General features: G+C 70.4%; 18 protein-coding genes. 9 read left to right on the top strand and 9 right to left on the bottom strand.

Annotated features, from left to right (window positions below; all coding sequences use genetic code 11):
* The first annotated feature begins 30 nt into the window (after positions 1–30).
* A complete protein-coding gene (locus TBR22_RS11825; protein WP_239493192.1) occupies positions 31–2136 on the top strand; it encodes an acyltransferase family protein in 2106 nt (701 codons plus the stop codon).
* Here TBR22_RS11825 and TBR22_RS11820 read toward each other — a convergent pair.
* Genes TBR22_RS11820 through TBR22_RS11805 form a run of 4 tightly spaced genes read right to left on the bottom strand, consistent with a single transcriptional unit; the run spans position 2133 to position 7041 of the window.
* The gene (locus TBR22_RS11820) at positions 2133–3521 is read right to left on the bottom strand and encodes a sodium:solute symporter family protein (RefSeq protein ID WP_239493191.1); all 1389 of its coding nucleotides are present in this window, start codon (positions 3519–3521) and stop codon (positions 2133–2135) included. The genes TBR22_RS11825 and TBR22_RS11820 overlap by 4 nt on opposite strands.
* Before the next feature lie 6 nt (positions 3522–3527).
* Positions 3528–4586, bottom strand: a complete 1059-nt coding sequence (locus tag TBR22_RS11815; RefSeq protein WP_239493190.1) for a P1 family peptidase — start codon at positions 4584–4586, stop codon at positions 3528–3530.
* A 4-nt stretch (positions 4587–4590) separates the two neighbouring features.
* Positions 4591–5568 carry a hypothetical protein gene (locus TBR22_RS11810; RefSeq protein WP_239493189.1) on the bottom strand — a complete coding sequence of 326 codons (978 nt, stop codon included), beginning with the start codon at positions 5566–5568 and terminating at the stop codon, positions 4591–4593.
* 57 nt (positions 5569–5625) lie between these two features.
* Complete coding sequence (locus tag TBR22_RS11805; RefSeq protein WP_239493188.1) at positions 5626–7041, bottom strand: MBOAT family protein; 1416 nt, start codon at positions 7039–7041, stop codon at positions 5626–5628.
* Between the two features lie 57 nt (positions 7042–7098).
* Here TBR22_RS11805 and TBR22_RS11800 point away from each other — a divergent pair, with 57 nt between their 5' ends.
* From TBR22_RS11800 to TBR22_RS11790, 3 genes are read left to right on the top strand one after another with little or no spacing between them, the layout of a single operon-like run.
* The gene (locus tag TBR22_RS11800; RefSeq protein WP_239493187.1) at positions 7099–8799 is read left to right on the top strand and encodes a glycoside hydrolase family 10 protein; all 1701 of its coding nucleotides are present in this window, start codon (positions 7099–7101) and stop codon (positions 8797–8799) included.
* Positions 8780–10606, top strand: coding sequence for a choline ABC transporter substrate-binding protein (gene choX, locus TBR22_RS11795; protein WP_239493186.1), 1827 nt, complete (start codon positions 8780–8782; stop codon positions 10604–10606). Before TBR22_RS11800 ends, choX begins: the two co-directional genes overlap by 20 nt.
* The gene (locus TBR22_RS11790) at positions 10603–11454 is read left to right on the top strand and encodes an ATP-binding cassette domain-containing protein (RefSeq protein ID WP_239493185.1); all 852 of its coding nucleotides are present in this window, start codon (positions 10603–10605) and stop codon (positions 11452–11454) included. The genes choX and TBR22_RS11790 overlap by 4 nt, the downstream gene beginning before the upstream one ends.
* Before the next feature lie 251 nt (positions 11455–11705).
* Here the strand turns inward: TBR22_RS11790 and TBR22_RS11785 are convergent, their stop codons facing one another.
* The gene (locus tag TBR22_RS11785) at positions 11706–12596 is read right to left on the bottom strand and encodes an ROK family protein (RefSeq protein WP_239493184.1); all 891 of its coding nucleotides are present in this window, start codon (positions 12594–12596) and stop codon (positions 11706–11708) included.
* Between the two features lie 111 nt (positions 12597–12707).
* On the opposite strand from TBR22_RS11785, the gene TBR22_RS11780 reads away from it, so the two are divergent.
* From TBR22_RS11780 to TBR22_RS11760, 5 genes are all read left to right on the top strand, one after another.
* Positions 12708–13679 carry an RluA family pseudouridine synthase gene (locus tag TBR22_RS11780; RefSeq protein ID WP_239493183.1) on the top strand — a complete coding sequence of 324 codons (972 nt, stop codon included), beginning with the start codon at positions 12708–12710 and terminating at the stop codon, positions 13677–13679.
* 9 nt (positions 13680–13688) lie between these two features.
* Positions 13689–14774: a DUF5924 family protein gene (locus TBR22_RS11775; protein ID WP_239493182.1), complete on the top strand. Its 1086-nt coding sequence runs from the start codon at positions 13689–13691 to the stop codon at positions 14772–14774.
* 2 nt (positions 14775–14776) lie between these two features.
* The gene (truA, locus tag TBR22_RS11770; RefSeq protein ID WP_239493181.1) at positions 14777–15559 is read left to right on the top strand and encodes a tRNA pseudouridine(38-40) synthase TruA; all 783 of its coding nucleotides are present in this window, start codon (positions 14777–14779) and stop codon (positions 15557–15559) included.
* Positions 15560–15582: 23 nt separating this feature from the next.
* The gene (locus tag TBR22_RS11765; RefSeq protein WP_239493180.1) at positions 15583–15975 is read left to right on the top strand and encodes a thiol-disulfide oxidoreductase DCC family protein; all 393 of its coding nucleotides are present in this window, start codon (positions 15583–15585) and stop codon (positions 15973–15975) included.
* A 185-nt stretch (positions 15976–16160) separates the two neighbouring features.
* On the top strand, positions 16161–17360 hold the full coding sequence (locus TBR22_RS11760) for an acetyl-CoA carboxylase biotin carboxylase subunit family protein (RefSeq protein ID WP_239493179.1): 1200 nt from the start codon (positions 16161–16163) through the stop codon (positions 17358–17360).
* 109 nt (positions 17361–17469) lie between these two features.
* On the opposite strand, the gene TBR22_RS11755 is transcribed toward TBR22_RS11760, so the two are convergent.
* The 4 genes from TBR22_RS11755 to TBR22_RS11740 form a co-directional block, all read right to left on the bottom strand.
* Positions 17470–18012, bottom strand: coding sequence for an SRPBCC family protein (locus TBR22_RS11755; protein ID WP_239493178.1), 543 nt, complete (start codon positions 18010–18012; stop codon positions 17470–17472).
* Positions 18013–18059: 47 nt separating this feature from the next.
* A complete protein-coding gene (locus tag TBR22_RS11750) occupies positions 18060–19295 on the bottom strand; it encodes an MFS transporter (RefSeq protein WP_239493177.1) in 1236 nt (411 codons plus the stop codon).
* A 113-nt stretch (positions 19296–19408) separates the two neighbouring features.
* Entirely contained in the window at positions 19409–22597 is a 3189-nt protein-coding gene (locus tag TBR22_RS11745; protein WP_239493176.1) for an efflux RND transporter permease subunit, read from the bottom strand.
* A 70-nt stretch (positions 22598–22667) separates the two neighbouring features.
* On the bottom strand, positions 22668–23936 hold the full coding sequence (locus TBR22_RS11740) for an efflux RND transporter periplasmic adaptor subunit (protein ID WP_239493175.1): 1269 nt from the start codon (positions 23934–23936) through the stop codon (positions 22668–22670).
* Positions 23937–24006 lie beyond the last annotated feature (70 nt).

The raw sequence follows: 24006 nt of genomic DNA, 5'->3' as shown, positions 1-24006 counted from the left end.
GTCCGCGCCGGCTCACCGAGTACCTGAAGGATGACTGCCCCACCGCGAAGCGTCGAAGAGGCGTTCCGGCCCGAGATCCAGGGACTGCGCACCGTAGCCGCCCTCCTCGTGGCGGCCTACCACATCTGGTTTCGCCGCGTGTCAGGTGGGGTCGACGTGTTCTTCGTGGTGTCCGGGTTCCTGATCATCGGCTCGCTGGTGAGACAGATCGAGCGTTCCGGGCGCGTCGACTTCGGCAGCTACTCGGCGCGGCTGCTCGGGCGCTTGCTGCCGGCGGCTCTCACGGTGATCGCGGTGACGAGCCTGGCCGTGTACCTCCTGCTGCCTCGGGTCCTATGGGCTGACGCCATACGTGAGGCCCTGGCGTCGGCGGTGTATCTCGAGAACTGGCAACTCGCCCTCAACGCCGTCGACTATCTGGCCCGAGAAGAGACGCCCAGTCCCTTCATGCATTTCTGGGCGCTGTCGACCCAAGGCCAGTTCTACGTCCTCTGGCCGATCCTGTTGGTGGCGGCCGCACGCCTGGCCCACGCGAGTGGCCGGCCGGCGCGCGCAGGACTGCAGACGGCACTGGTCGTCGTTGGAGGCGTGTCGCTCGCGTTCTCCATCGTGGCCACGCGCCTCAATCAGCCGTTCACCTACTTCAACACCTTCGCCCGCCTGTGGGAGTTCGCACTCGGGGGGATGGTGTCGTTGTTCTTCGCGGGTCGGCCGCTGTCAACGATGGTCCGCACGCTCCTGGGATGGACGGGCCTGCTGGCGGTGGTCAGCTGCGGAGCCCTGCTGCCGGTCTCCCGCCTCTTCCCCGGGTATGCCGCGCTGTGGCCCACGCTCGCTGCGGCGCTGGTGCTCGTCGCCGGCACGAGTGGGTCCCGGTTCGGCGCAGACCGACTCCTGGCCGCGACGCCGCTGGTCGTCGTCGGCGACATCTCGTACGCGTTCTACCTGTGGCACTGGCCCTTGCTGGTGTTCTACCTCGCGTACTCGCAGCATCCGGAGGTCTCGCTGCTCGCCGGCCTCGGCATCATCGCCGTCGCCGGCGTCCTCGCCTGGCTCACGACGACCTTCATCGAGTCCCCGGTCCGGAAGGCCGCCGCGGGCCTATCGCCCGCCCGTACCCTGGCCGTGGCGGCAGTCTGCGGTGGGGTGCTCGTAGGGAGCCTTGCCGGATGGCAGGAGTACACCGCTCGGATCCGACGGGCGGCGCAACGCGCTGGCGCGCGCCACGACGGCGCCGCCTATCCCGGAGCTCGGGTCCTCATGGAACCCACCCTCGGGGCCGCGTTGGCGCCTCGGGCGCCGATACCCGAGCCTTTCGCGGTCAAGGGAGACCTGCCTGTCTCCTATCGCGACGGGTGCCACCAGGACGACAAGAGTGAAGTCGCGAAGGTCTGCCAGTACGGCCGCGCTGACGCCCGGCACACGATTGCGCTCGTCGGCGGGTCACACTCTGCCCAGTGGCTGCCTGCGCTGCAGGATCTTGCCGAGCGGCACGGCGTCAGGATCCTGAACCTGACCAAGAGTGCCTGTTGGTTCAGCGACGACCCGCGCACCGACAAGACACCAGGCCCTGCCGTGGCGTCATGTCTCCGCTGGAACCGCAAGGTGATCGAGGTCCTGCGCAACGCACGCCCCGATGCCGTGTTCACGATCCTCACCCGTGCCGTTCGAGACGTCGACTCGACGGCCGGCGAACGCAACCTGATCGAGTACGTGCCAGAGGGCTATGTGGCGAAGTTCCGCGAGCTCAGCGCGATGGGCATTGCGATCGTCGCCGTACGCGACAACCCCTGGAGCCGCCTCGACCCTGCGCAGTGCATCGACATGTTCGGGGCCTCGAGTCCTCGATGCCGCATGCGCCGGGACGACGTGCTGGGCCGCACCAATCCTGCCGACGGCAGGGATGACCTGCCGGCCGGCATGACCACCATCGACCTGTCACGGTACTTCTGCGACAGCATCGAATGTCGACCAGTCGTCGGCAACGTGCTCGTGTATCGAGACAAGCACCACATCACTGCCACATACATGCGCACGCTCTCGGCAGCCCTCGCACCGCATCTGGCGCCCTGGCTGGACTCGCCACCACTGTCACCCACCGTGGTCGCGGCTGGATCGGCCTCGGACGACCGCTAGCCTTCCGCTGGCCGGGCCGGCGCGGCCAGCAGCAACGAGACGCCCAGCGCCGCGCAGGAGGCGACCAGCCCCCACACCACTGGCGCCAGGCCGGCGACGCCGACGCCGCCCGTCGCCACGTGCAGCACCGCGGTCGTGATGATCCCTGCTAGCATCGACGTCAGCGCATCGGCGCGGCCGGCGCGGCGGACGAACAGGCCGGCCATCACCGGCACGAACAGGCCGGCGCTGAGCACGCTGTAGAACAGTTTCAGCGAGGTGACGATGCTGCCGGCCCAGATGGCGACGCCGACGCCGAGTGCGCCGCTCACCACCGAGGCGATGCGCACCACGCGCAGTTGATCGGCCTGGCTGGCCCCGGGCCGGAGATGGCCGGCGTACAGGTCGCGCGCCAACGACGTCGAGAGCATGAACAGCACCGCGTCGGCCGTGCTCACCTCGGCCGAGAACAGCGCCGCGAGCGCGAGCGCCCCGAGCCACGTCGGCAGGTCGTCGCGCAGCATCACCGGCAACGCGAGTTCGTGGTTGGCCAGGTCGGGGTGACCGACCCGGGCGAGCATGCCGAGCAGCGGCGGGATGGCGGCAAACACCAGCAGGACGACCGCGTTGGCCATGACGCCCAGCCGCACGGCCCGCTCGTCGCGGGCGCCGTAGACCTTCTGGACGAGACCCGGCGACACGACGAACGACGGGCCGAGGAGCGCGAGATACACGATGCCGCTCGGTCCATCCGACAGCGGGTGCCAATAGCCAGACGGGACCGTGGCTGGCAGGGACGCCGCGAGCCCCGCGGCAGGCCACGTCCACGGAATGGCCAGCGTCAAGCCGACCACCAGCACCACCACCTGCACCGCGTTCACGGTCGCCGAGGACAGCAGCCCGCCCGTCGCGAAGTACAGCGTGCTCACGAGGCCGCCGATCACGCACCCCCACGCGCGCGGCACGCCGGCAACCGTCTCGAGCAGGCCGGCCAGCGCGATCAACTGCGCCGCGAGGATCGCCAGGGAGCCGACCCACAGCAACGCCGCCATCAGGCCGCGGACCTCCGCGCCAAAACGCGCGTGGAGGTAATCGCCCAGGGTGCGATGGTCGCCGGCAACCGCTGCCCGCCAGATGCGCGGTCCCACCCAGAGCGCGAGCGCGACCGAGCCCACGCCCGCCGAGCCGACCCACCACCAGGCGGCGATCCCGTCGCGATACCCCAGCCCGGCCGCCCCGACCGTCGAGCCCGCCCCGATGTTGGCGGCGATGAGCGTCCCCGCGAGGAGGGTCGGCGAGAGCCGACGACCGGCGACGAAGAAGTCGGACGCCGTCGCATGCCGCGACGACCACCACCCGAGGAGGATGAGGCCTGCGGCGTACGCGAGCAGCGATGCGATCAGCATGCGGCGCTACCGCGCGCCCAGGCTGCGCGCCGACGGCAGGCCCGGCAGCGGCTCGGCGTGGCGTACGGCATTGACGATGGCCCGGGCCATGACGTCGGCGGCGAGCGCGCCGATCAGCCCGACGTCGGCCTGGCCGACGCGGCGTCCCGTCGCGAGCGCGAAGATGGTGTCGCCGTCCATCGGGGTGTGCACGGGCGCAATCGCGCGAGCGAAGCCATCGTGCGCCATGCGCGCCATGAGGTTGGCCTGCGTCTTGGTCAGCGACGCGTTGGTCGCGACGACGCCGATCGTCGTGTTCTCGGCGGCCGCGCCCGGCGCCGGAAGCCCTCGTCGCAGGAGGGCGCGCGCGTCGGCCAGGCCGCGGCCGTCCTCGGTCCGCACGCCGGCCACCACGGCGCCCGAGTCCGGATCGATCACGTCGCCGCGCGCGTTGACGGCCACCAGCGCCGCCACGACCGTGCCATCGGGCAAGCGGATGGAGGCACTCCCGACGCCGCCCTTCATGGCGCGCGCCAGGCCGTACATCTTCCCCACCGTGGCGCCCGCGCCGGCGCCGACGTTGCCCTGCGCCACCGGCGCGCTCGAAGCCGATGCCGCGGCCGAGCGACCGCAGGAGGCGTCCGGTCGAATCCGGCCATCGCCCACGCCGAGGTCGAAGAGGATGGCGGCAGGCACGATGGGAACGCGCAGGCCGCCCACCGGGAACCCGATGCCCTGGCCCTCGAGCCACGCCATCACGCCACTGGCCACGTCGAGGCCGAACGCGCTGCCACCAGCCAGCACGACCGCGTGCACCTGTTCCACGGTGTTCAGGGGATCGAGCAGATCGGTCTCGCGGGTGCCGGGGGCAGCCCCCCGGACATCCACGCCGCCAGTGGCGCCATCTCGCGCGACGATGACGGTGCATCCGGTGGGACGTTCGCTGCGCACCGCGTGACCGACGAGCAGACCTTCGACGTCGGTGAGCGTGCCGTTCATCGGGGGCGTGGCGTCCTGCCCGGGGGCGGCGAGCAGGGTCGTCGTCGCCAACACGGCCGCGACGAGAACCCGGCCTGGGGTGCGCATCCGCTCATGGTAATCGCAACACCTCGTCCAGCACGGGATCGAGGTACCGGAAGAACACCGAGGCGTACCGCTCGGCGCTCTCGTCGGTGAGATGCGAGCCGTCCATCGTCCGCAGGCCCTCGACCTCCGGGGCGACGAGCGGCACGCCGGTCATGTCGGCCAGCTGCCGCGCATGAGTCAGCGAGACGTCCGGCCCCGGCACCAGCACGAACACCAGCCGGGCACCGGCGGCCTCGACAGACTCCTTGAATGCCCTGGCCAGCGCCAGGTTGTGCGGGCGGACGACATCGCGCCCACTGTAGAAGCCGCGCAATCGGGCGCTCGCGCCGAACTCGGTGGCGATGAACCAGCTGCCGTCGCGCTCGGCGCGGTAGATGACGAACTCACGTTCGCCGTCGACCAGGTCGGGGACGTGGGGCACGACGCGGTGCAGGACCCGGCGCACCACGTGCGAGGCGTTGGCCTCGAACTCCGCCTTGCGCGCATCGAAGGCGGTGTCGGCCAGGACACGCTCGCCCCACGGCGAGGTGACGCCACCGAAGAAGTTGTCGACGTTGGCCAGGACCACCTTCGGCCGCAACCCGTGCCGCGTCATCACTTCCTGCGGAAAACGGTGCTGCTCCTGATGTCCGAAGCCGAGAGCGAACGGCCGGAGCCCGCGCGCCGTGAAGTAGCGGCGCAGGGCGTCGCCGCGCAGGGCGAACATCAGTCGGGAGTTGCCCATCAGGAGGACGTCGGCGCGACGCAGGTGCTGCAGCGACGCCTCGTCGAGCCCGTGGAACAGCACGTGATGGTCGACGTGACCGCCGCGATCGTGCGCGAGGTAATGGTCCGGCGGCGCCGGCTTCGCCGTCGCGATGTCGAGGTCGAAGCGGCGGAGCGCCGAGAACTTCCAGATGCCCCAGCCCTCGACCGCGCAGAAGACGAACGTCGCCAGCGCCAGCAGGACGGCACGCGCGGCCTTCCGGTCTCGCTTGGTCATCACTTGCAGGATACCCGCCTCCCGGCCGACTGCCGACTGCCGACTGCCGACTGCCGGTCAGAACTGGAAGTAGATGAAGGCGTTCGAGCTGCCGTAGGCGGTCAGGATGCCGTAGAGCAACGCGCCGGTCAGCGCCGCGCGTCGCATGGGCGTGAGGGGCGCCACCCACCCGTGCTCGACCAGCCAGGTCCAGGCGTGCGCGACGACAATCGGCAGCAGGAACGCCAGCCCGGTCCACATCTCCATGTTCAGCGTCGCCGGCTCCAGGCGTGCCACGTTGCGCAGGAACTGCAGGGCTCCCGGGAACGACTCGCTGCGGAAGAACACCCAGGCCACCAACACCACGACCTGCACGACCACGCCCCAGCCGGCGCGCAGCCACCACGCCCGCTGTTCGAGGCCGCGATGCAGGCCGAGCCAGCGCTCGATGGCCAGCGCCGACCCGTGCAGCCCGCCCCACACCACGTAGGTCCAGGCCGCCCCGTGCCACAGCCCGCCGAGCAGCATCACCACCAGCAGGTTGACGTACGTACGGCGCGGCGACACCCGGTTGCCGCCCAGCGGGACGTACAGGTAGTCGCGCAGCCAGCGCGACAGCGTGATGTGCCAGCGCTCCCAGAAGTTCTTGAAGGACCCGGCGATGTACGGACTGCGGAAGTTGACCGGCAACCGGTATCCGAGCAGGTAGGCACAGCCACGGGCGATCTGCGAGTACCCGGCGAAGTCACAGAAGATCTGGCCGCTGAACAGCAGGGCCAGCCAGACCATCACGACGCTGTTGCCATCCACCCGGTAGCCCTGGGCCCAGTACTTGTCCACGTAGCCGGCCAGGTTGTCGGCGCACACCATCTTGAGGAAGTAGCCCTCGACGATGAGCGCCAGTCCCGAAGCGACCACCGGCCAGTGGAGGCGCCGCACCCGCGGCATCTGTGGCAGGAACTCCGAGGCGCGGACGATCGGCCCCGCGACCAGCTGCGGAAAGAAGGCGATGAACAGGAGGAAGTCGCGGAAGCTCGCCAGCGCCCGCAGCTCCCGTCGGTAGACGTCGATCGTGTAGCTCATCGACTGGAACGTGTAGAAGCTGATGCCCATCGGGAGGACCACCGACCAGGTCGGCCGATCGAAGGGCAGGCCGACCCGCTCCGACGCCCACTGCAGGTTGTCGAGCGCGAACCCGAAATACTTGAAGAAGGCCAGCAGGCCCAGATTCGTGCCCAGGGACACGGCGAGGATGGCCTTGCGAGCACGCTCCGACCTGCCGGGCCGCTCCAGGGCCATGGCGGCCTGGTAGTCGATGGCGGCCGACAGCAGCAGGACCCACAGGTAGGCGGGAATGTGCCAGCCATAGAACACGAGGCTGGCTACCAGCAGGACCCAGACGTAGGGGCGCTCGACCTTGCGCCTGCCCACGGTGACGCGAGCGAGCCAGACGATCAGCAGAAGCGCCGCGAAGGCCCAGGAGACGAAATTCACGCCGGACCAGCGGGACGACCGCGACTCATCCCGACTGAAGCGTGGACAAACGGACGCATGGCTCATTACCATCGCATCAGCGTGCGTGGCCGTTCAACCCTGTCCGGGCTCTTGAACGACCGCCTGCCCCGGTGGTTGACCGGCCTCCTGGCCGTCACGCTGGCGGTATGTGCGGTCAGTGCGCCTTCCTACGCCCAGGACGCGGTCCCCCGCTGGCGGGCGGCCTTCGTCGACACCTTCAACAGCCGGGTCGGATCGCCTGAGGACGTCTCGCTGGTGGTCTCGCGCGCCGCCGCCATGCACGCCAACGTGCTGTACGTGCAGGTGCGACGGCGTGGCGACGCGTTCTACCTCGATTCGGGCGAGCCGGCCCCCGAGAACGTCGCCATCGATCCCGGTTTCGACCCGCTCGGGGACATCATCGCGAAGGCCCGTACGGCCGGCATCGAGGTGCATGCGCTGGTCACCCTCGGCCCGGTCTGGCACCTCTCGACCGCACCGTCCGACCCGCGCCACGTCTTCATCCGCCACGGTTTCAACGGCGGCCGCCTGGTCGAGGGCGCCGAGAACTGGCTGACCCGCACGCTGCAGCCCGACGGCAATGGCACCTCCATGGAGGGCTACCGGTTCGGCAACGACTACTGGCTCGACTTCGGCCACCCGGCCGCGGCGACCTACGTCGTCGACCTGGTGACGGCACTGGTGCAGCGCTACCCGGTCGACGGGTTGCGCATCGACGCCCTGCACTACCCCGAAGCTCCGTCGGGCAGCGCCAGCATCGGCTACAACGCCGTGTCGGTGGCACGCTTCCGGGCCCGCACCGGCCAGACGGGGCTGCCGGGCCAGGACGACGCCGCCTGGAGCGACTGGCGTCGCGAGCAGATTTCGGCCCTTACCCGTCGCGTGGCGCTCGCCGCGCTCGCCGTGCGCCCCTCGCTCGTGGTGAGTGTGTCGGCCAACGCCAGCGGCGCGCCCCCGCAAGGTGATTCGCGCGGCACCGTCGCGTACGGGCGCGTGTTCCAGGACTGGTTCCGATGGGCGGCCGACGGCTCGGTCGACGTCATCGTGCCGCAGGTCTACCGGCAGGAACACGTGACGTCCGGTGCTGACGAGTTCACCGGCTGGCTCACGTGGCTCGCCACGGCGCAGCCGGCGCGTCCCTTCGTGATCGGGCTCGGCGCCTACCAGAACTCCCTCGAGGGGACGATGCGGCAGGCCCGCGGCGCCCTCGATGCCGCAGGCCCGAGCGGCGGCATCACGTTCTTCTCCCTCGCAGCCAACAACGCCCCCGTCGTCAACAACCCGCTGTCGCAGCCGGTCGGTCGCGACACGCCGCAGCGGCCGGTCGAGGACTTCGCCTCCGCCCTGCGCACGGGACGCACCACCAGCGGTCAGGTGGTCGATCCCGGACAGCCGCCCCTGTTCCTCGTGCCCGTCCCGCGCCCGGCGACCCCCTGGAAGGACACCGTGGGCCACGTCCTCGGGACGCTCGAGGACGGCACGGGCGCCCCAGTGGACGGCGCGCAGGTTCGCCTCGATGCCGCGGGACGGACATCGGGCCCCTCCGACGTGGTGAGCGATGGTTCCGGTGTCTTCGCGGCGCCCGCGGTGGCCCCCGGCGCCTACCGGCTTCAGGTCGTGACCGCCAGCGGCAGCGCCTTCACGAGCGACTGCACCATCGAGGTCGGGGCGCGGAACGTGACGCGCATCACGCTGGCCGTCGACGCGGCGCGCCCCGGTGTCGCAATCTGTCGCTGACCGGCGAGGCTGGCTCGTCGCGGCTGCGCTGCTGGCCCTGACGAGCCCGACGTTCGCGCAGGCGCCTGCGCCCCCTGACCCCGACGCCTGCCGGGTCGTTCGTCTCTCGGACGTCGGCTGGACCGACGTCAGCGCGACCACGGCCGTGCTGGCCGACCTCCTCACCTCCCTCGGGTACGAGCCCCGCACCACGGTGCTGTCGGTGCCGGTGACGTTCGCCTCGCTCCGCAACGCCGACGTCGACGTCTTCCTCGGCAACTGGATGCCGTCGCAGCAGGAGATGCTGGCGCCCTACCTCGCCGATCACGCCGTGGACGTCGTGGCGACCAACCTGCGAGGCGCGCGCTACACGCTGGCGGTGCCCGCCTACCTCTGGGACGAAGGCCTGCGCGACTTCGCCGACATCGGGCGCTTCCGCCAGGCGCTGGGAGGGCGCATCCACGGCATCGAGCCCGGCAACGAGGCCAACGAGACCCTGCTGGCGATGATCAGGACGGGCGCGGCAGGCCTGCGGGGCTTCACCCTGGTGGAATCGAGCGAGCAGGGCATGCTGGCCGAGGTGGACCGCGCGGTGCGTGCACGTCGGCCCATCGTGTTCCTGGGATGGGCGCCCCATCCGATGAACACGCGCATCGCACTGCGGTACCTGTCGGGTGGCGACGCCTGGTTCGGGCCCGACTACGGCGGCGCCACCGTGCACACGCTGACGCGGCGCGGGTACGCGGCCGCCTGCCCCAACGTGGGTCGCCTCCTCCGCAACCTCGTCTTCACCGTCGACGAGGAGAACGCGTGGATGGACGCCATCCTGACGCAGCGTCGTTCGCCGGCCGAGGCCGCCCGCTCGTGGATCGCCTCCCACCCGGCGCGTCGCGAGGCGTGGCTGACGGGCGTGACGGCCCGCGTGCCGGTGTCCCCGCCCGGAGCCACCGGTGCCTTCGAGGGCGATCGCCGCGGATCGTTCGAGCGGCTGATCACCGCCCACAAGCTGCCTCTCGGCCGGGCGGCGACCACCCTGGTCGACGTCGCGCGAGGCCACGCGCGCGGCGGCTTCGACCTCGTGTCGCGCATCGTGGCGGCCGTGGTCGGCGGCGCGCACGCCGCGCTGACCCGCACGCCGGCCCCGCTCCTGATGGCGCTCCTGGTCGCCGCGGCGTGGTGGCGGCGACGCTCCCTCGCGCTTGCGGTCTTCGTGCTCGCGGCGCTGCTGCTGATCATGAATCTCGGGTACTGGGCCGCGACGCTGGAGACGCTCGCCCTCGTGCTCGTGGCGGCCGGTGTGAGCACCGCCATCGGCGTGCCCGTCGGCGTCCTGGCGGCTCGCGTGCCGGCGGTCGACGCGGCGCTGCGACCGGTGCTCGACCTGATGCAGACGCTGCCGACCTTCGTCTACCTCACGCCGACGCTCGTGCTCTTCGGCCTCGGTGTGGTGCCAGGCCTGCTGTCGACGGTGGTCTTCGCGCTGCCCGCGCCGATTCGCCTCACGCAGCTCGGCATCGCCTCGGTGCCGCGGCCGCTCGTCGAGGCCGGACAGGCCTTCGGCGCGACGCCATGGCAGCTGCTCACCAAGATCGAGTTGCCGAGCGCGGCGTCGGCCATCCTCACCGGCATCAGCCAGTGCATCATGCTCAGCCTCTCCATGGTCGTGATCGCCGCGCTGGTCGGGGCGGGCGGGCTCGGCGTCCCGGTGGTCCGCGCCCTGAACACGGTGCAGGTGGGGATGGGCATCGAGGCCGGCGTGGCGATCGTACTGGTCGCCATCATCCTCGATCGGCTCGCCCGCCCCAGCGATCGGAACGACCGCCGGTGAGCGACGTGCTCCGCTTCGACGCCGTGGACGTGCTCTTCCCACGCGGCCCGGCGCGCTCGCGGGCGCGACGGCTGGCCGCCGCGCTGGCCGACTGCGATGCCGGCGCGACGCGGACGGAGGTTGCCGAGCGCCACGACGTGCTGGTCGCGGTGCGCGCGGCCTCGCTCGGGGTCAGGCGTGGCGAGCTCTCGGTGCTGGTCGGCCCCTCCGGATCCGGCAAGTCGACGCTGCTGCGGACGGCCAACCGGCTCACCGCCGTGACGCGGGGGCACGTGTGGATCACCGACGGCGACAGCGACGTCGACGTCGCCACCTGCGACCAGGAGCGCCTCCGGCAGGTCCGACGGCGGCGCGTCGCCATGGTCTTCCAGCAGTTCGCGCTGCTGCCGACGCGCACGGTGGCCGAGAACGTCGCGCTCGGCCTCGAGTTGCGCGGCGATCCCCCGGCGACGCGTCGGGCCATCGTCGAGGAGAAGCTCGCGCTGGTCGGCCTGGCCGGTTGGGGCGACCGCGACGTGCGCGAGTTGTCGGGCGGCATGCAGCAGCGTGTCGGCATCGCGCGCGCGCTCGCCACCGACGCCGACGTGCTGTTGATGGACGAGCCGTTCTCGGCCGTCGATGCCCTGATGCGCCGGAAGCTGCAGGAGGAGCTACGCGCACTGCAGCAACGGGTGCGCAAGACCATCCTGTTCGTGACCCACGACCTCGAGGAGGCCGCGCTGCTCGGCGACCGGCTGTCGGTGATGCACGATGGCCGCCTCGTGCAGTCCGGGACGCTCGACGAGGTGCGCGCGGCGCCCGCCGACCCGGAGGTCGCGGCGTTCGTCGCGCAATTGCGGGGCGTCTAGGCGTCGCGCCTGCCCCGGTGCAGGCGTCGGGCTCGACCCGGGGCTGAAGGCGCCCGGCTTGCCTCGATGTGTAGGCGTCGGGCTCGCCTCGATGTGTAGGCGTCGGGCTTGCCCGACGCGCAGCGCGGCAGCACTGACTGACCGTCGCCCAAGGGCGACGGCTACGGTGTGAGCAGGGCGGCGGCTACGGTGTGAGCAGGGCGACGGCGACGACGATCGCGCCGGGCGCCAGCCCGTCACGACATGGCGCGTCACCACAGCCAGGCCGCGCCGCGCACGCCGCTCGAGTCCCCGTACATGGCCGGCACGAACCTCGTGTCGACGCGGTCGGAGAACACCCACTGCTCCCACAACGCAGGAACGTTGGTGAACAGGCGCCCGACGTTGGACAGGCCGCCGCCGGCCACGATGACGTCGGGATCGACGATGTTGATCAGGCTGGCGAGGGCGCGGGCCAGGCGCCGCTCGTAGCGCCGCCACGCGGCCTCGGCCTCGGCGTCGCCGCCCTCGGCCATCGTGAGCACCTGCGCCGCCGTCGCTTCGCGTCCGGCATGGTGCAGGAAGTCGCGGGCGAAGGCCGGACCCGACAGCCACGTCTCGATGCAGCCCGTCAGGCCGCAGTAGCAGGCGGGACCGGGATATTCGTCGTCCTCCGGCCAGGGCAGCATGTTGTGACCCCACTCCCCGCCCACGGCATTGGCGCCAATCACCGCGTTGCCGTTGACCACGAGTCCGCCACCGACCCCGGTGCCGAGAATCACGCCGAACACGACCGGCGCGCCCGCCGCCGCGCCGTCGGTGGCCTCCGACAGGGCGAGGCAGTTGGCGTCGTTGGCGAACCGGACCTGACGCCCGAGCACCCGCTGCAGATCCTCGGCGAAGGGCTGGCGGTTCAACCAGGTGGAGTTGGCGTTCTTGACCAGGCCGGTCGCCGGCGAGATCGCCCCGGGCATGCCGACGCCGACCGTGCCCGTCCTGCCCGTGGCGCTCTCGCAGCGGCGCACCAGTTCGCCGATCGCCGCCAGCGTGCCCTCGTAGTCGTGCCGCGGCGTCGGCAGCCGCTCGCGATGGAGCGATTCGCCGTGGTCGCCGAGTGCCAGAGCCTCGATCTTGGTGCCGCCCAGGTCGATTCCGATGCGCATGGCCGGCCGGCAGGGTAGCACGAGGCGCGGCCCCGACCCGACCATGCGCCGCCCCTGCCCCACAGGGCCATGCACCGACGCCCGACGACGCCGAAGCGGTACGCTTGTCGAGTGAAGAGTGACCAGACCTGGGAGGTCCAGGACGCCGATGCCGGGCAGCGCCTCGACAAGTTCCTGGCGGTCCCGGGCCGTGCCGCGTCTCGCAGCCGCGCCGCCGACGCGCTGGCGCGCGGCCGCGTCTTCGTCAACGACGAGGAGGTCGGCCTGCCGGCAGCGTCGAGGGAACTGGCCGTCGGCGACCGTATTCGCCTCTGGATGGACCGTCCGGGCTCGGCGGCGAAGGCCCCACGGCCTGCCGCACGTGACGGGCTCGACATCCTGCACGAGGACGAGTCGCTGGTCGTGGTCAACAAGCCTGCCGGCCTGCTCACCGTGCCGCTCGACGGCGAGAGCGCCACGCCATCCGTCTTGGCACTGCTCCACGACCGATACCGCTCGCACCGCACCCGGGCGCCGCTGGTCGTGCACCGGATCGACAAGGACACCTCGGGGCTCGTGCTCTTCGCCCTCACGGAACGGGCGCGGATGACCCTCGTGCACCAGTTCGCACGCCGCACGCCGACCCGCATCTACCTGGCGCTGGTCAACGGCCACCCGTCGCCCGCCGAGGGCATCTGGGAAGATCGGCTGAGCTGGGACGAGGAGGCCTTCGTGCAGCGACCGGCGCGCGAGGGCGATCCCGAGGCACGCGACGCGTCGTGCGCCTATCGCGTGGTGAGTCGGTTTGCCGAGACGACGCTCCTCGAGATCACCTTGCACACGGGCCGGCAAGGCCAGATTCGGGCACAGGCGCACTTGCGGGGCCACTCCCTGGTCGGCGATCGCCGCTACCGTCCACGCGAGGGAGCGCCGGGCCACGGCGTGCGGTTCCCGAGGCAGGCGTTGCACGCGCAACGCCTGGCCTTCGCGCATCCGGTCACCGGCGCGCAGGTCGAACTGACGGCGCCGCTGCCCGACGACCTGCGCGACCTGATCGATCGCCTGCGCAAGCAGGCCCGGCAGCAAGGGGGACGCGTCCCGTAGAATTGGGGAGTGGAGGTCCTCGACGAACCCCGTGAGCGCCCCGCCCTGCGCTGGTTGCCGCGCGCGGCCTGGGAAGGCGCGACCGGTTGGCTCGAGGCCCACGAGACGCAGCTCTGGTGGCTCCACAGCCTCTGGGCGCTCGCCTTCGGCATCGGCGTGATGTGGCTCGGCTCGCGCAACGTCGCGTACCTGCGCATCGCGGTGATCCACGTGGGGTTCATCTGGGTGACCAGCATGGCGCTGCCCTTCATCGTGCGGGGCGGCGGGTTGTCGCGCACGTGGCGGCTGCGCGCGCAACTGGTCATCAACTACTTGAACAAGAACTTCTACCAGCAGCTGCTGTTCTTCATCCTGCCCGTGTACTGGCTGAGCACGACGACGGGCAGCCGCAACGTGCTGTTCGTCGTGCTGCTGGCCACCGCGGCACTGCTCTCCACGATGGACCTGGTCTACGACCGGCACGTCGCGATGCGGCGCGTGCTGACCGCCCTGTTCTTCGCCTTCTCGGTGTTCGCCGGCGCGGCGGCGGCGCTGCCGATCCTCTGGCAGATCCGGTCGGCGCAGGCGCTGTGGATGGCGGCCGGGATCGCGGCCCTCGGCGCGACCACGCTGATCATGAGCGAGAAGCGGATCGACTGGCAGCGCACGTGGTTCGCCGGCGGGCTCATCGTGCTCGGCCTGTTCCTCATCGTCGAGTACGGCCGGCCGTTCATCCCGCCGGCGCCGCTGCGGATCCAGGCGGCAGCGTTCGGCACGCAGGTGGACATGCGCAACGGGCCGCAGATCCGCAAGGTGATCGCCGCGACGCCCAGCGACCCGCGTGGCCAGGTGTACGTGGTGACGGCGATCCACGCGCCGAGCGGGCTGCACGATCGGGTGCGGCACGTGTGGTACCTGGGGGACCAGGCGATCAAGCGTTCGCGGTGGTACGACGTCGATGGCGGCCGCAAGGAAGGCTACCGACTCTGGACGCCGCTGTCGCTGTCGCCAGACCTGGCCGGCAAGGCGCTGCACGTCGACGTCGAGACCGAAGGCGGCCAGCTCATCGGCCGGGCCTCGCTGCCCGCTGCCCCGACCATCGGGCCGGGGCAGTAGCCGTGCCCCGCTTTCGCCTCCTCGTCGAGTACAACGGCACCCGGTATTCCGGCTGGCAGGTGCAGCGCAACGCCCGCACCGTGCAGGGCGACCTGCTCGAGGCCGTCCAGAAGGTCACCGGCCGCCGGGACCGGGTCGAGGTCTACGGCGCGGGTCGCACCGACGCCGGCGTGCATGCATTGGGTCAGGTGGCGCACCTCGACGTCGCCACCACCCTGCCACCTGCGACGCTGCTGGCACGCCTCAACGAGGCGCTGCCCTCCGACATCTGCGTGCGCGACCTGCGCACGGTGCCGCACCGCTTCCACGCCAGGCACGATGCCGTGGCGCGCCGCTACGTGTACCAGGTGAGCCGGCGGCGCACGGCGTTCGCCAAGCCCTTCGTGTGGTGGGTGCGCGACCCGCTCGACGTCGAGGCCATGCGGCGTGGCGCGGCGCGACTGGTGGGTCGGCTCGACTACGAGGCGTTCACCGACGACGACGCCGACGAGAAGAGCACCATCGTGCAGGTCGATGCGGTGGAGATCGTCGAAGACGACGCGCTGGTCCTGATCAGGGTGACCGGCTCGCACTTCCTCTGGCGGATGGTGCGGCGCATGGTGGGCGTGCTCGTGCGAGTGGGCACGGGCGAGTTGCGCGAGGCCGACGTGACCCGGTTGCTGCGCGGCGACGGGGCCGAGGTGGCGCGCCTGACCGCGCCGGCCGCCGGGCTCTTCCTCGAGCAGGTGCTCTACCCGGGCGAGACGTTCGACGACCGGCCGCGGGGGCCGATGCGCATCGGCTGACGTCTCACCTCTGGAGGTTGCGCGTGCCCGCCACCGTGGTGTTCGACGGCGACTGCCTGTTCTGCCAGCGCTCCGTGCGCTTCATCCATCGTCACGACCGGCGCGACCGCTTCCGCTTCGCGGCGCGACAGGCCGCCGCGGGGACCCGCCTGCTGGCCGAGGCGGGCGTCGGCCTGGCCCCCAATTCGATGGTCCTGCTGGACGAGGAAGGGACCTGGCTGCGGTCCGACGCCGTCCTCCGCATCGCCGTCCAGTTGGGCCGCCCGTGGTCGGCCGCCGGTGTCCTCCTGCTGGTGCCGAGGCCGTTGCGGGATGCGGCCTACCGCGTGGTGGCCGCCATCCGGCACCGGATCTCCGGGATGCTGCCCGCCTGCGAACTGCCCGACGCGGCGCTGCGCGCCAAGATCCTGGAGTGAGACCGGAACGGCAGCGACGCCATTGCGTCAATTTGCGATTGCAGGTTCCGGCGAATTCGTTCAGATTGTGAAGGATTGGTCCTGGCAGGACGCCCGGCGGTCTCCGTCGCCCCCCACCCTCGCTCCCCGCGCGTCGCGTCGGTGCCCTGCGTCCCTGCCGTCCTGAACACTCCCATGGTGCGTCGATGACCGTCGTCTGTCTTGCGAGCTACTTCAAGGGCAACGAGTTCCTGCGCCAGCTGCGGCGCCGCGGCTGCCGCGTCGTGCTGGTGATCAAGGAGAAGCTCCGGGACGAGGACTGGGCGCGCGACAGCATCGACGAGACGCTCACGGTGCCCAATGCGGCCGGCGCGGACGTCTTCGTGGAGGTCGTCTCGGAGTTCGCCCGTCACAACCGCGTGGACCGCATCGTCGCCCTCGAGGAGTACGACGTCATGCACGCGGCGATGATCCGCGAGCACCTGCGCATCCCGGGCATGGGCACCACCACGGCGCGCCTGTTCCGCGACAAGCTGGCCATGCGCGTCAAGGCCTTCGAGGCCGGCATCCGCGTGCCCGACTTCGTCCACGTGCTCAACTACGACGAGATCCGCGGGTACATGCAGGCGGTGCCTGGCCCCTGGGTGCTCAAGCCCCGGTCGGACGTGTCGGCGGTCGGCATCCAGAAGCTGCACGACCCCGAGCTGGTCTGGCGCGCCATCGACGCCCTCGACGCGCGTCCGGTGGTGACCGAGCGATCCACGCACTACCTGCTCGAGAAGTTCGTCCCCGGGGACGTGTTCCACGTCGACTCCCTCGTGGAGGGCGGCGAGGTGATCTTCGCCGGGGTCAACCGGTACTGGCGACCACCGATGGAAGTGGCCCACTCGGGCGGCGTCTTCCTCACCAACACCGTGCGTCGCGGCTCGGACGAGGAGCGGGCGCTGCTGGAGATGAACCGGGCGCTGCTGACGACGCTGGGCTTCAAGCGCGGCGCCACGCACGCCGAGTTCATCCGCTCGGCCGACGGCGAGTTCTACTTCCTCGAAGTGGCCGGGCGCGTCGGCGGCGCGTTCATCGCCGACTCGCTCGAGGCAGCCACCGGCGTCAACGTCTGGCGCGAGTGGGCGAACCTGGAAATCGCCAGGGGCGAGGAGCCGTATGCGCTGCCGCCGCAGCGGGGCGACTACGCGGGGGTCGTGCTCGCCCTCGCCCGCCAGGAGTGGCCCGACACGGGCGCGTACACCGATCCGGAGATCGTGCTGCGCCCCGCCAAGCGCCATCACGTCGCGCTCATCGTCGGATCGCCCGACTACGATCGCGTGCAGCACCTGCTGGGCGAGTATGCGCGGCGATTCGAGCAGGACTTCCTGGCGGTCCTTCCCCCGATGGAGCGGCCTCAGTAATTCGAAATCTGAGATTTGCAATTCTCGCGCGCCGGCTGCGCCTGGCGCCAAGGCGGCCGAAGGCCAGGCCGCCGTCGAATTTCAAGTTTCAAATTTCACATCGCCACAATCACCGCAGCCGCCGCACGGCCACGTCGCGGTCGTGCGGGCTCGGGCCGCAGCCGAAGTGCCTGCGGAGCGCCTCGAGGCGATAGCGGAAGATCCGCTCCACGTCGTGCTGCACGAAGAAGCGGTTGACCAGTCCGCCCCCTGGCACCCGATACCGCACCGTGTCCTTCATCAACGTGCCCCCGTCGAGCGGCTCGAAGGTGTGGGTGTGGATCCACTCGAGGTACGGCCCGCGCAACTGCTCGTCCACGAAGCGACGGTTCGGTTCCCAGAGGCTGATGCGGGTGCGCCAACGCATCGGGAGGCCGCGCAGGCTGATGCGGTAGTCGATCAACGTACCTGCGTGCATCGGAATCGGCTTCGGGGTGAGGATCGCGAAGCGGAGCCAGGGCGGCGTCAGGATGTCCAGGTTGTGGGCGTCGCCGAAGAACGGGAAGACCTCGTCCACCGACTGCGGCAGCCACGCCGTGGTGGACAGTTCGAAGGTGGCCCGCTTCAGGGGACGATGGAGATCGATGGTGGCTGGCAACACGTCGGTGGTCATGCCATTCCGGAAGGACGCTCCCGGCGCGCCCGCGGTTTCCCCGCCCTCTACTCCTCCACGTAATCGAGGTCCTTCCCGAAGGTCTCCTCGAGGCCCCACAGGGCGACGTAGCTGATGGCCAGCGCCACCATGCCGACGATGATGGCGCTGCGCACGACGCCGACCTGCGGGCGCAGCCACGCCACCGACGAGGTCAGGAGCACCACCGATCCGCGCACCACGTTGGGCACCGTGGTCGTGGCCGTCGCCCGGATGTTCGTGCCGAACTGTTCCGAGGCGACCGTGACGAACACCGCCCAGTAGCCGACGCTGAACCCGAGCGCGACGCACAGCGCGTAGAAGCCGGTCAACGTGAAGGGCGCGAGGAAGAAGTAGGTGGCGACAAACACCGTCGTCAGCAGCTGGAAGAGCAGCACCACGCGGCGACGACTGCCGATGAACTGCGAGAAGAACCCGCTCGCGAAGTCGCCGCCCGCCAACCCGAGATAGGCGAACATCACCGCCCGCCCCGCCGCGGGGACTTCGGTCATGCCGAGCGCCTTGCCCAGTTCCGGCGAGAAGGTGATGAGGATGCCGATCACGTACCAGATCGGCACGCCGATCAGGATCACCGCGAAGTACTTGCGGGCTCGATCCCACCGGTTGAACAGCTGCAGCACGTTGCCCCGGCTGCTGCCGATCTGCTTGACGGCCTCGAACATGCCCGACTCGTACACGCCGATGCGCAGCGCCAGCAACGCGAAGCCCATCACGCCGCCGACGATGTAGGAGACGCGCCAGTCGAACATGTCGCCGACCAGCGCCGCGAAGACGGCGCCCAGGATGCCCGTCGCGGCGACGATGGTCGTGCCGTAGCCACGGGTCTCCTTCGGCATGATCTCGCTGACCAGCGTGATGCCGGCGCCCAGTTCACCGGCCAGGCCGATGCCGGCGATGAACCGCAGCCAGGCGTACGCCTCGACGCTCTGCACCCACGCGTTGGCGATGTTGGCCGCCGAGTACATGAAGATCGACCCGAACAGCACGCTGAGGCGGCCCTTGCGGTCCCCGAGCACGCCCCACAACAGCCCGCCGAGCAACATGCCGGTCATCTGCATGTTGAGCAGCCGCTCCCCGGCCCGCAGCAGCTCGTCGCCCTCGATGCCCAGGCTGCGCAGGCTGGGGACGCGGACGATGCTGAACAGGAGCAGGTCGTAGATGTCGACGAAGTAGCCGAGCGCCGCGACCATCACCGACAGGGTGATGGCGCGCTGGCTGTCGCGCGTGGCTGAGGGCTGAGCCATGGGTGGACGGGATACTTGCACAAGTTCAGGAATTTCAGAATTTCATGACCACCGCCAACCTTCGAGACGCTTCGGCGGTGGTGACATTCTGAAATTCTGCAATCCTGAAATGCCTACGCGGCGGTCCTTGGCGTCGGCTTCCACCCGGTCAGCCTGGAGCGCAGGCGGTTCCAGCCCTCGGTCGCCGCGAGGTCCTCGAAGACCGAGTAGGCCACCGGCGTGACCAGCAGCGTGAGCAGCAGCGACAGCGTCTGGCCGCCGATGACGACGACGGCAATCGTCCGGCGCTCCTCGGCGCCTGGGCCGGTGCCCAGCGCCAGCGGCAGCATGCCCCCGACCAGGGCGAGGGTCGTCATCAGGATCGGGCGCAGACGGTCACGGTTGGCCTGGATGATCGCCTCGCCGCGCGGCATGCCGTGCGCCCGCAGGTTGTTCATGTGGTCGATCTGCAGGATCGAGTTCTTCTTCACGACGCCGAACAGCACCAGGAGGCCGAGCGCCGAGAACAGGTTGAGCGTGTTGCCCGTCGCCCACAGCGACAGCAGCGCGAACGGCACCGAGAGCGGCAGCGACAACAGGATCGTGAACGGGTGGATGACGCTCTCGAACTGCGCGGCCAGGATCATGTACATGAAGATGACCGACAGCGAGAACGCCCAGAGGAACTCGACGAACGTCTTCTCGAGTTCCTTGCCGCGTCCGCCGATCGTGAAGACGTAGCCGGACGGCAGCTTCATGTCGTCGGCGGCCTGCCGCAGCACCGCGAGGCGGTCGGCGAGCGCGTAGCCCTGGGCGACGTTGCCGCGGACGCGCGCGTCGCGCTGGCGGTCGAGGCGGTCGACGCGCGACGGGCTGGTGGACTGCTCGATCGTCACGAGGTTGTCGAGGCGGATCAGCTTGCCATCGCGCGACGGCACGAGCAGGCGGCCGATGGTGGCGACGTCGCGGCGGTCGGCGTCGGTCAGGCGCAACTGCACGTCGTAGTCGTCGTTGATGGCCACGTCGCGATAGCGGGTCACCTCGTCGTCGCCGCCCACCAGGAGGCGCAGGGCCGAGGCGACGTCCTGGGTGTCGACGTCGAGGTCGGCCGACCGGGCCCGATCGATCTGCACGCGCAGCTCGGGACGATCGAGCTTGAGCGTGGTATCGGCATCGACGACGCCGAGTTCCGGCGCCTTCTTGCGGAGCTGCTCGGTGAAGCGCGCGAGGTCCTCGAGCACGGGCCCCTGCAACGACACGTCGATCTCGAACGGCCCGCCGCCGAAGTTGAACGACTGGACGTTGCGCGGGCCGCCGCGCAGGTCCGGGTACTTGCGGATCACGGCCCGGACGCGCCCCATCACCTCGCGCTGCGTGTAGTTGCCCTCGAAGGCCTTCCAGGGCTGCAGGCGGAGGGTCTCCTTCAGCAGCCGGCTGATGGAGAACAACCGCTCCTCGTGCGGCGCGATGCGGATGTACAGCTGCGCCTGGTTGACCGCACCGAGGAAGCTGCCACCGACCGTGGCCAGCACCGTCCGCACGCCCGGGATCCGCCGGACCTCCGACTCGATGCGACGCATGGCCTCGTCCATGGCCGCGACGCTGGTGCCCTCGGGCGCGTTCACGTTGCCCTCGAACTCGGCCTCGTCGACGTCGCTCGGCACGTACTCCTGCCGCACGAGGCCGTATAGCGGAATCGACGACAGCGCGACCACCAGTCCGATGGCCATCACGAGCGCGCGGTGCCGCATCGACCAGCCGAGGGCGCGCGTGTAGAACCCGTCGATGTGGCGGTAGAAGCCGGCGCGGGAACTGGCGCCGTGGCTCCCCTGGTGCTTGGCGACCTCGCCCTTGAGCAGCCTGGCGCTCATCATCGGCGTCAGCGTGAAGCTCACCAGCAGGCTGACCAGGATCGCCACCGCCGCCGTGATGCCGAACTGGTAGAGGAAACGTCCCGAGATGCTCGACATGAACGAGACCGGGATGAAGATCACGGCCAGGCTCAACGTGGTCGCCATCACCGGCAGCGCGATCTCCGCGGTCGCCGCCTTGGCCGCCGCGAAGCTGTCCATCTTCTTCTCTTCCACCCACCGGAAGATGTTCTCCAGCACCACGATCGCATCGTCGATGACGATGCCGACCATCAGCACCAGGGCGAGCATGGTGACGCTGTTCAGCGTGAAGTCGAGCGCGCGCATCACGCCGAACGTCGAGATCACCGAGGCGGGGATGGCGATGCCGGCGATGATCGTCGAGCGCCAGCTGCGCATGAAGAGCATCACCACCAGGCACGCCAGCACGCTGCCCAGCACGAGGTGGGTGTTGATCTCGTGCAGCGCGTTGTAGATGTAGGTCGACTGGTCGCGGATGACGTCGAGCTTCACGTCGGCAGGCAGCTGCGCCTGCACGCGCGGCATGACGTCCTTGATCCCCTCGATCACGGCCACCGTGTTGGCACCAGACTGGCGCCGCACCTCCATGATCACGGTGGGCTTGCCGTCGAGGCGCGCCAGGCTGCGCTGCTCCTTGGTGCCGTCCTCGACCCGACCGACGTCGCTGATCCGCAGCGGCACGCCGCCGCGGTTGGTGATCACGATGTTGGCGAAGTCGGCCGGCGTGGTGACGCGCCCCATCGTCCGGAGCACGCGCTCCTGCACGTCGGTCGTCACGTTGCCGCCCGGCAGGTCGGCGTTCTGGCGCACGAGGGCATCGCGCACGGCGCTCACCGGGATTCCGTAGGCGGCGAGGCGGTTGGCGTCGAGCCACACGCTGATGGCCCGCTCCTGGCCCCCGACGATGAGCACCTCGCCGACCCCCGGCCGACGCTCGAGCTGCACCTTGGCGACCTTGTCGGCCAGCTCGGTGAGCTCGCGCACCGACCGGTTGCCCGACAGCGCGATCGACATGACCGGCGTCGAGTCGTTGTCGAACTTGGCGATCACCGGCGGGCGGGCGTCGCGCGGCAGGCGACTGAGCACGGTCGCGACGCGGTCACGCACGTCCTGCGCCGCGACGTCGACGTCGCGGTTGAGGTCGAAGGTGACCAGCACCAGGGAAATGCCCTGGCCGGAGATGCTGCGGAGCTCGGAGATCCCCTCGACCGTGTTGATGACCTCCTCGAGCCGCTGGCTGACCAGCACCTCGACTTCCTCCGGCGAGGCGCCTGGCAGCACGGTCTGGACGCGCACGGTCGGCAGGTCGACCGACGGGAAGCGGTCGACCCCGAGCCCCAGGTAGGCGGCCGCGCCGACCACCACCAGCGACAGCACGATCATGCTGGCGAAGACCGGGCGGCGAATGCAGATGTCTGCGAGTTGGTGCATGGATTACTCGGCCTTCGTCATGCGGCCCTCGGCCTTCGGGCCCACGTCCGGCGTTCGGCGGTCGGCGTTGCTATGGATTCACCTTCACGGCCTCGCCGTCGACCAGGTTGCCCGGCTCGACGATGACGCGTTCGCCAGCCGTGAGGCCCTTCAACACCTCCACGGCCTTGCCCTCGCGACGGCCGAGCTCGATCCGACGCTCGACCACCTTGCCGTCCGCCACGGTCAGGACCTTCTCCACGCCGGCAAAGGAGACGATGGCGCTGGCCGGGACGACAATGGCCGGCGACGCCGAGGCAATGACGATGTCGGCGGTGGCAAACGAGCCAGGACGAATCGTGCCGGCCTGATTGCCCACCTCGGCCTCGATACGGAGCGACCGGCTCTGCTCGTCGATGGCGGGGCTGACGCGGACCACGCGTCCCTCGTAGCTGGTGGCGTCCCCTTCGACCCGCACCTTCACGGCCTGGCCGACCTTCACGCTGCTGGCGTCGCGCTCCGGCACGTCGGCCTGCAGGCGCAGCGGGTGCATCCGGACCAGCGTGGCGATGGGGGCGCCGGCGTTCACGTACTGCCCCGGCGACACCGTGCGCTCGCGGATGATGCCGTCGAAGGGCGCGATGAGCGTCGAGTCGCTCAGCTGCTGGCGCGCCAGGTCGAGCTCCGTCTTGCGCTGGGTCAGCAGCGCCTGTCGATTGCGGACCTCCTCGACGGCATCTTCGTAGCGCCCGTCGGCCACCTTGAGCGCCGCGTCGGCCGAGTCGAGCTCGGCGCGTGATGAGATGCCGCGGTCGACGAACGTCTTCACGCGGCTGTAGTTCAGCTTCGCCTCGTCCAGGACGGCCCGGGCCTGCCGCACGACGGCGGTCCGGTCAGGGTCGACCTCCTCGCTGGCGCCCTTCGGATCGAGTCCGAGGCGCGCGCGCGCCTGCTGCAGGGCCGCCTCGGCCTGCTCGACGCGCAGCTGGAAGTCGACGGGAGCAAGCCGGGCGATGGTCTGGCCGCGCTGGACGCGGCTGCCGAGGTCGACCGCAATGGTCTCGATCCGCCCTGCCACCTTGAACCCCAACGCAACCTGATCCTCGGCCGCCAGGGTCCCGCTCACCGTGACTGCCCGCTCGAGCGAGGCTTCCTGCGCCGGCCGGACGTTGACCGGCACCGGCGCGCCCTTGGGGGCGATGCCACGCCCGTCGCCCTTGGCGGCGGGGCTGCCCTGCCCGCCACCGCAGGCGGCCAGCCCGGCCGTGGCGGCCAGGACGAGCGACGTCAGCGCCGGCGAGCGGCGCGGGCGGATGGAGGACGCGACGACAGCGGACAGGTGGTGGGCAACGCGAGACATTTAACCGTCCTAGAGTACGACAGCGACGCCGCCGGCGCTTATCGCGGTCGGGCCATGCATAAGGGAGGGT

It is taken from the genome of Luteitalea sp. TBR-22, from assembly GCF_016865485.1.
Classification (GTDB): Bacteria; Acidobacteriota; Vicinamibacteria; order Vicinamibacterales; family Vicinamibacteraceae; genus Luteitalea.
The sequence above is the reverse complement of the archived record's forward strand: the minus strand, read 5'-3'. Positions and strand labels throughout refer to the sequence as shown.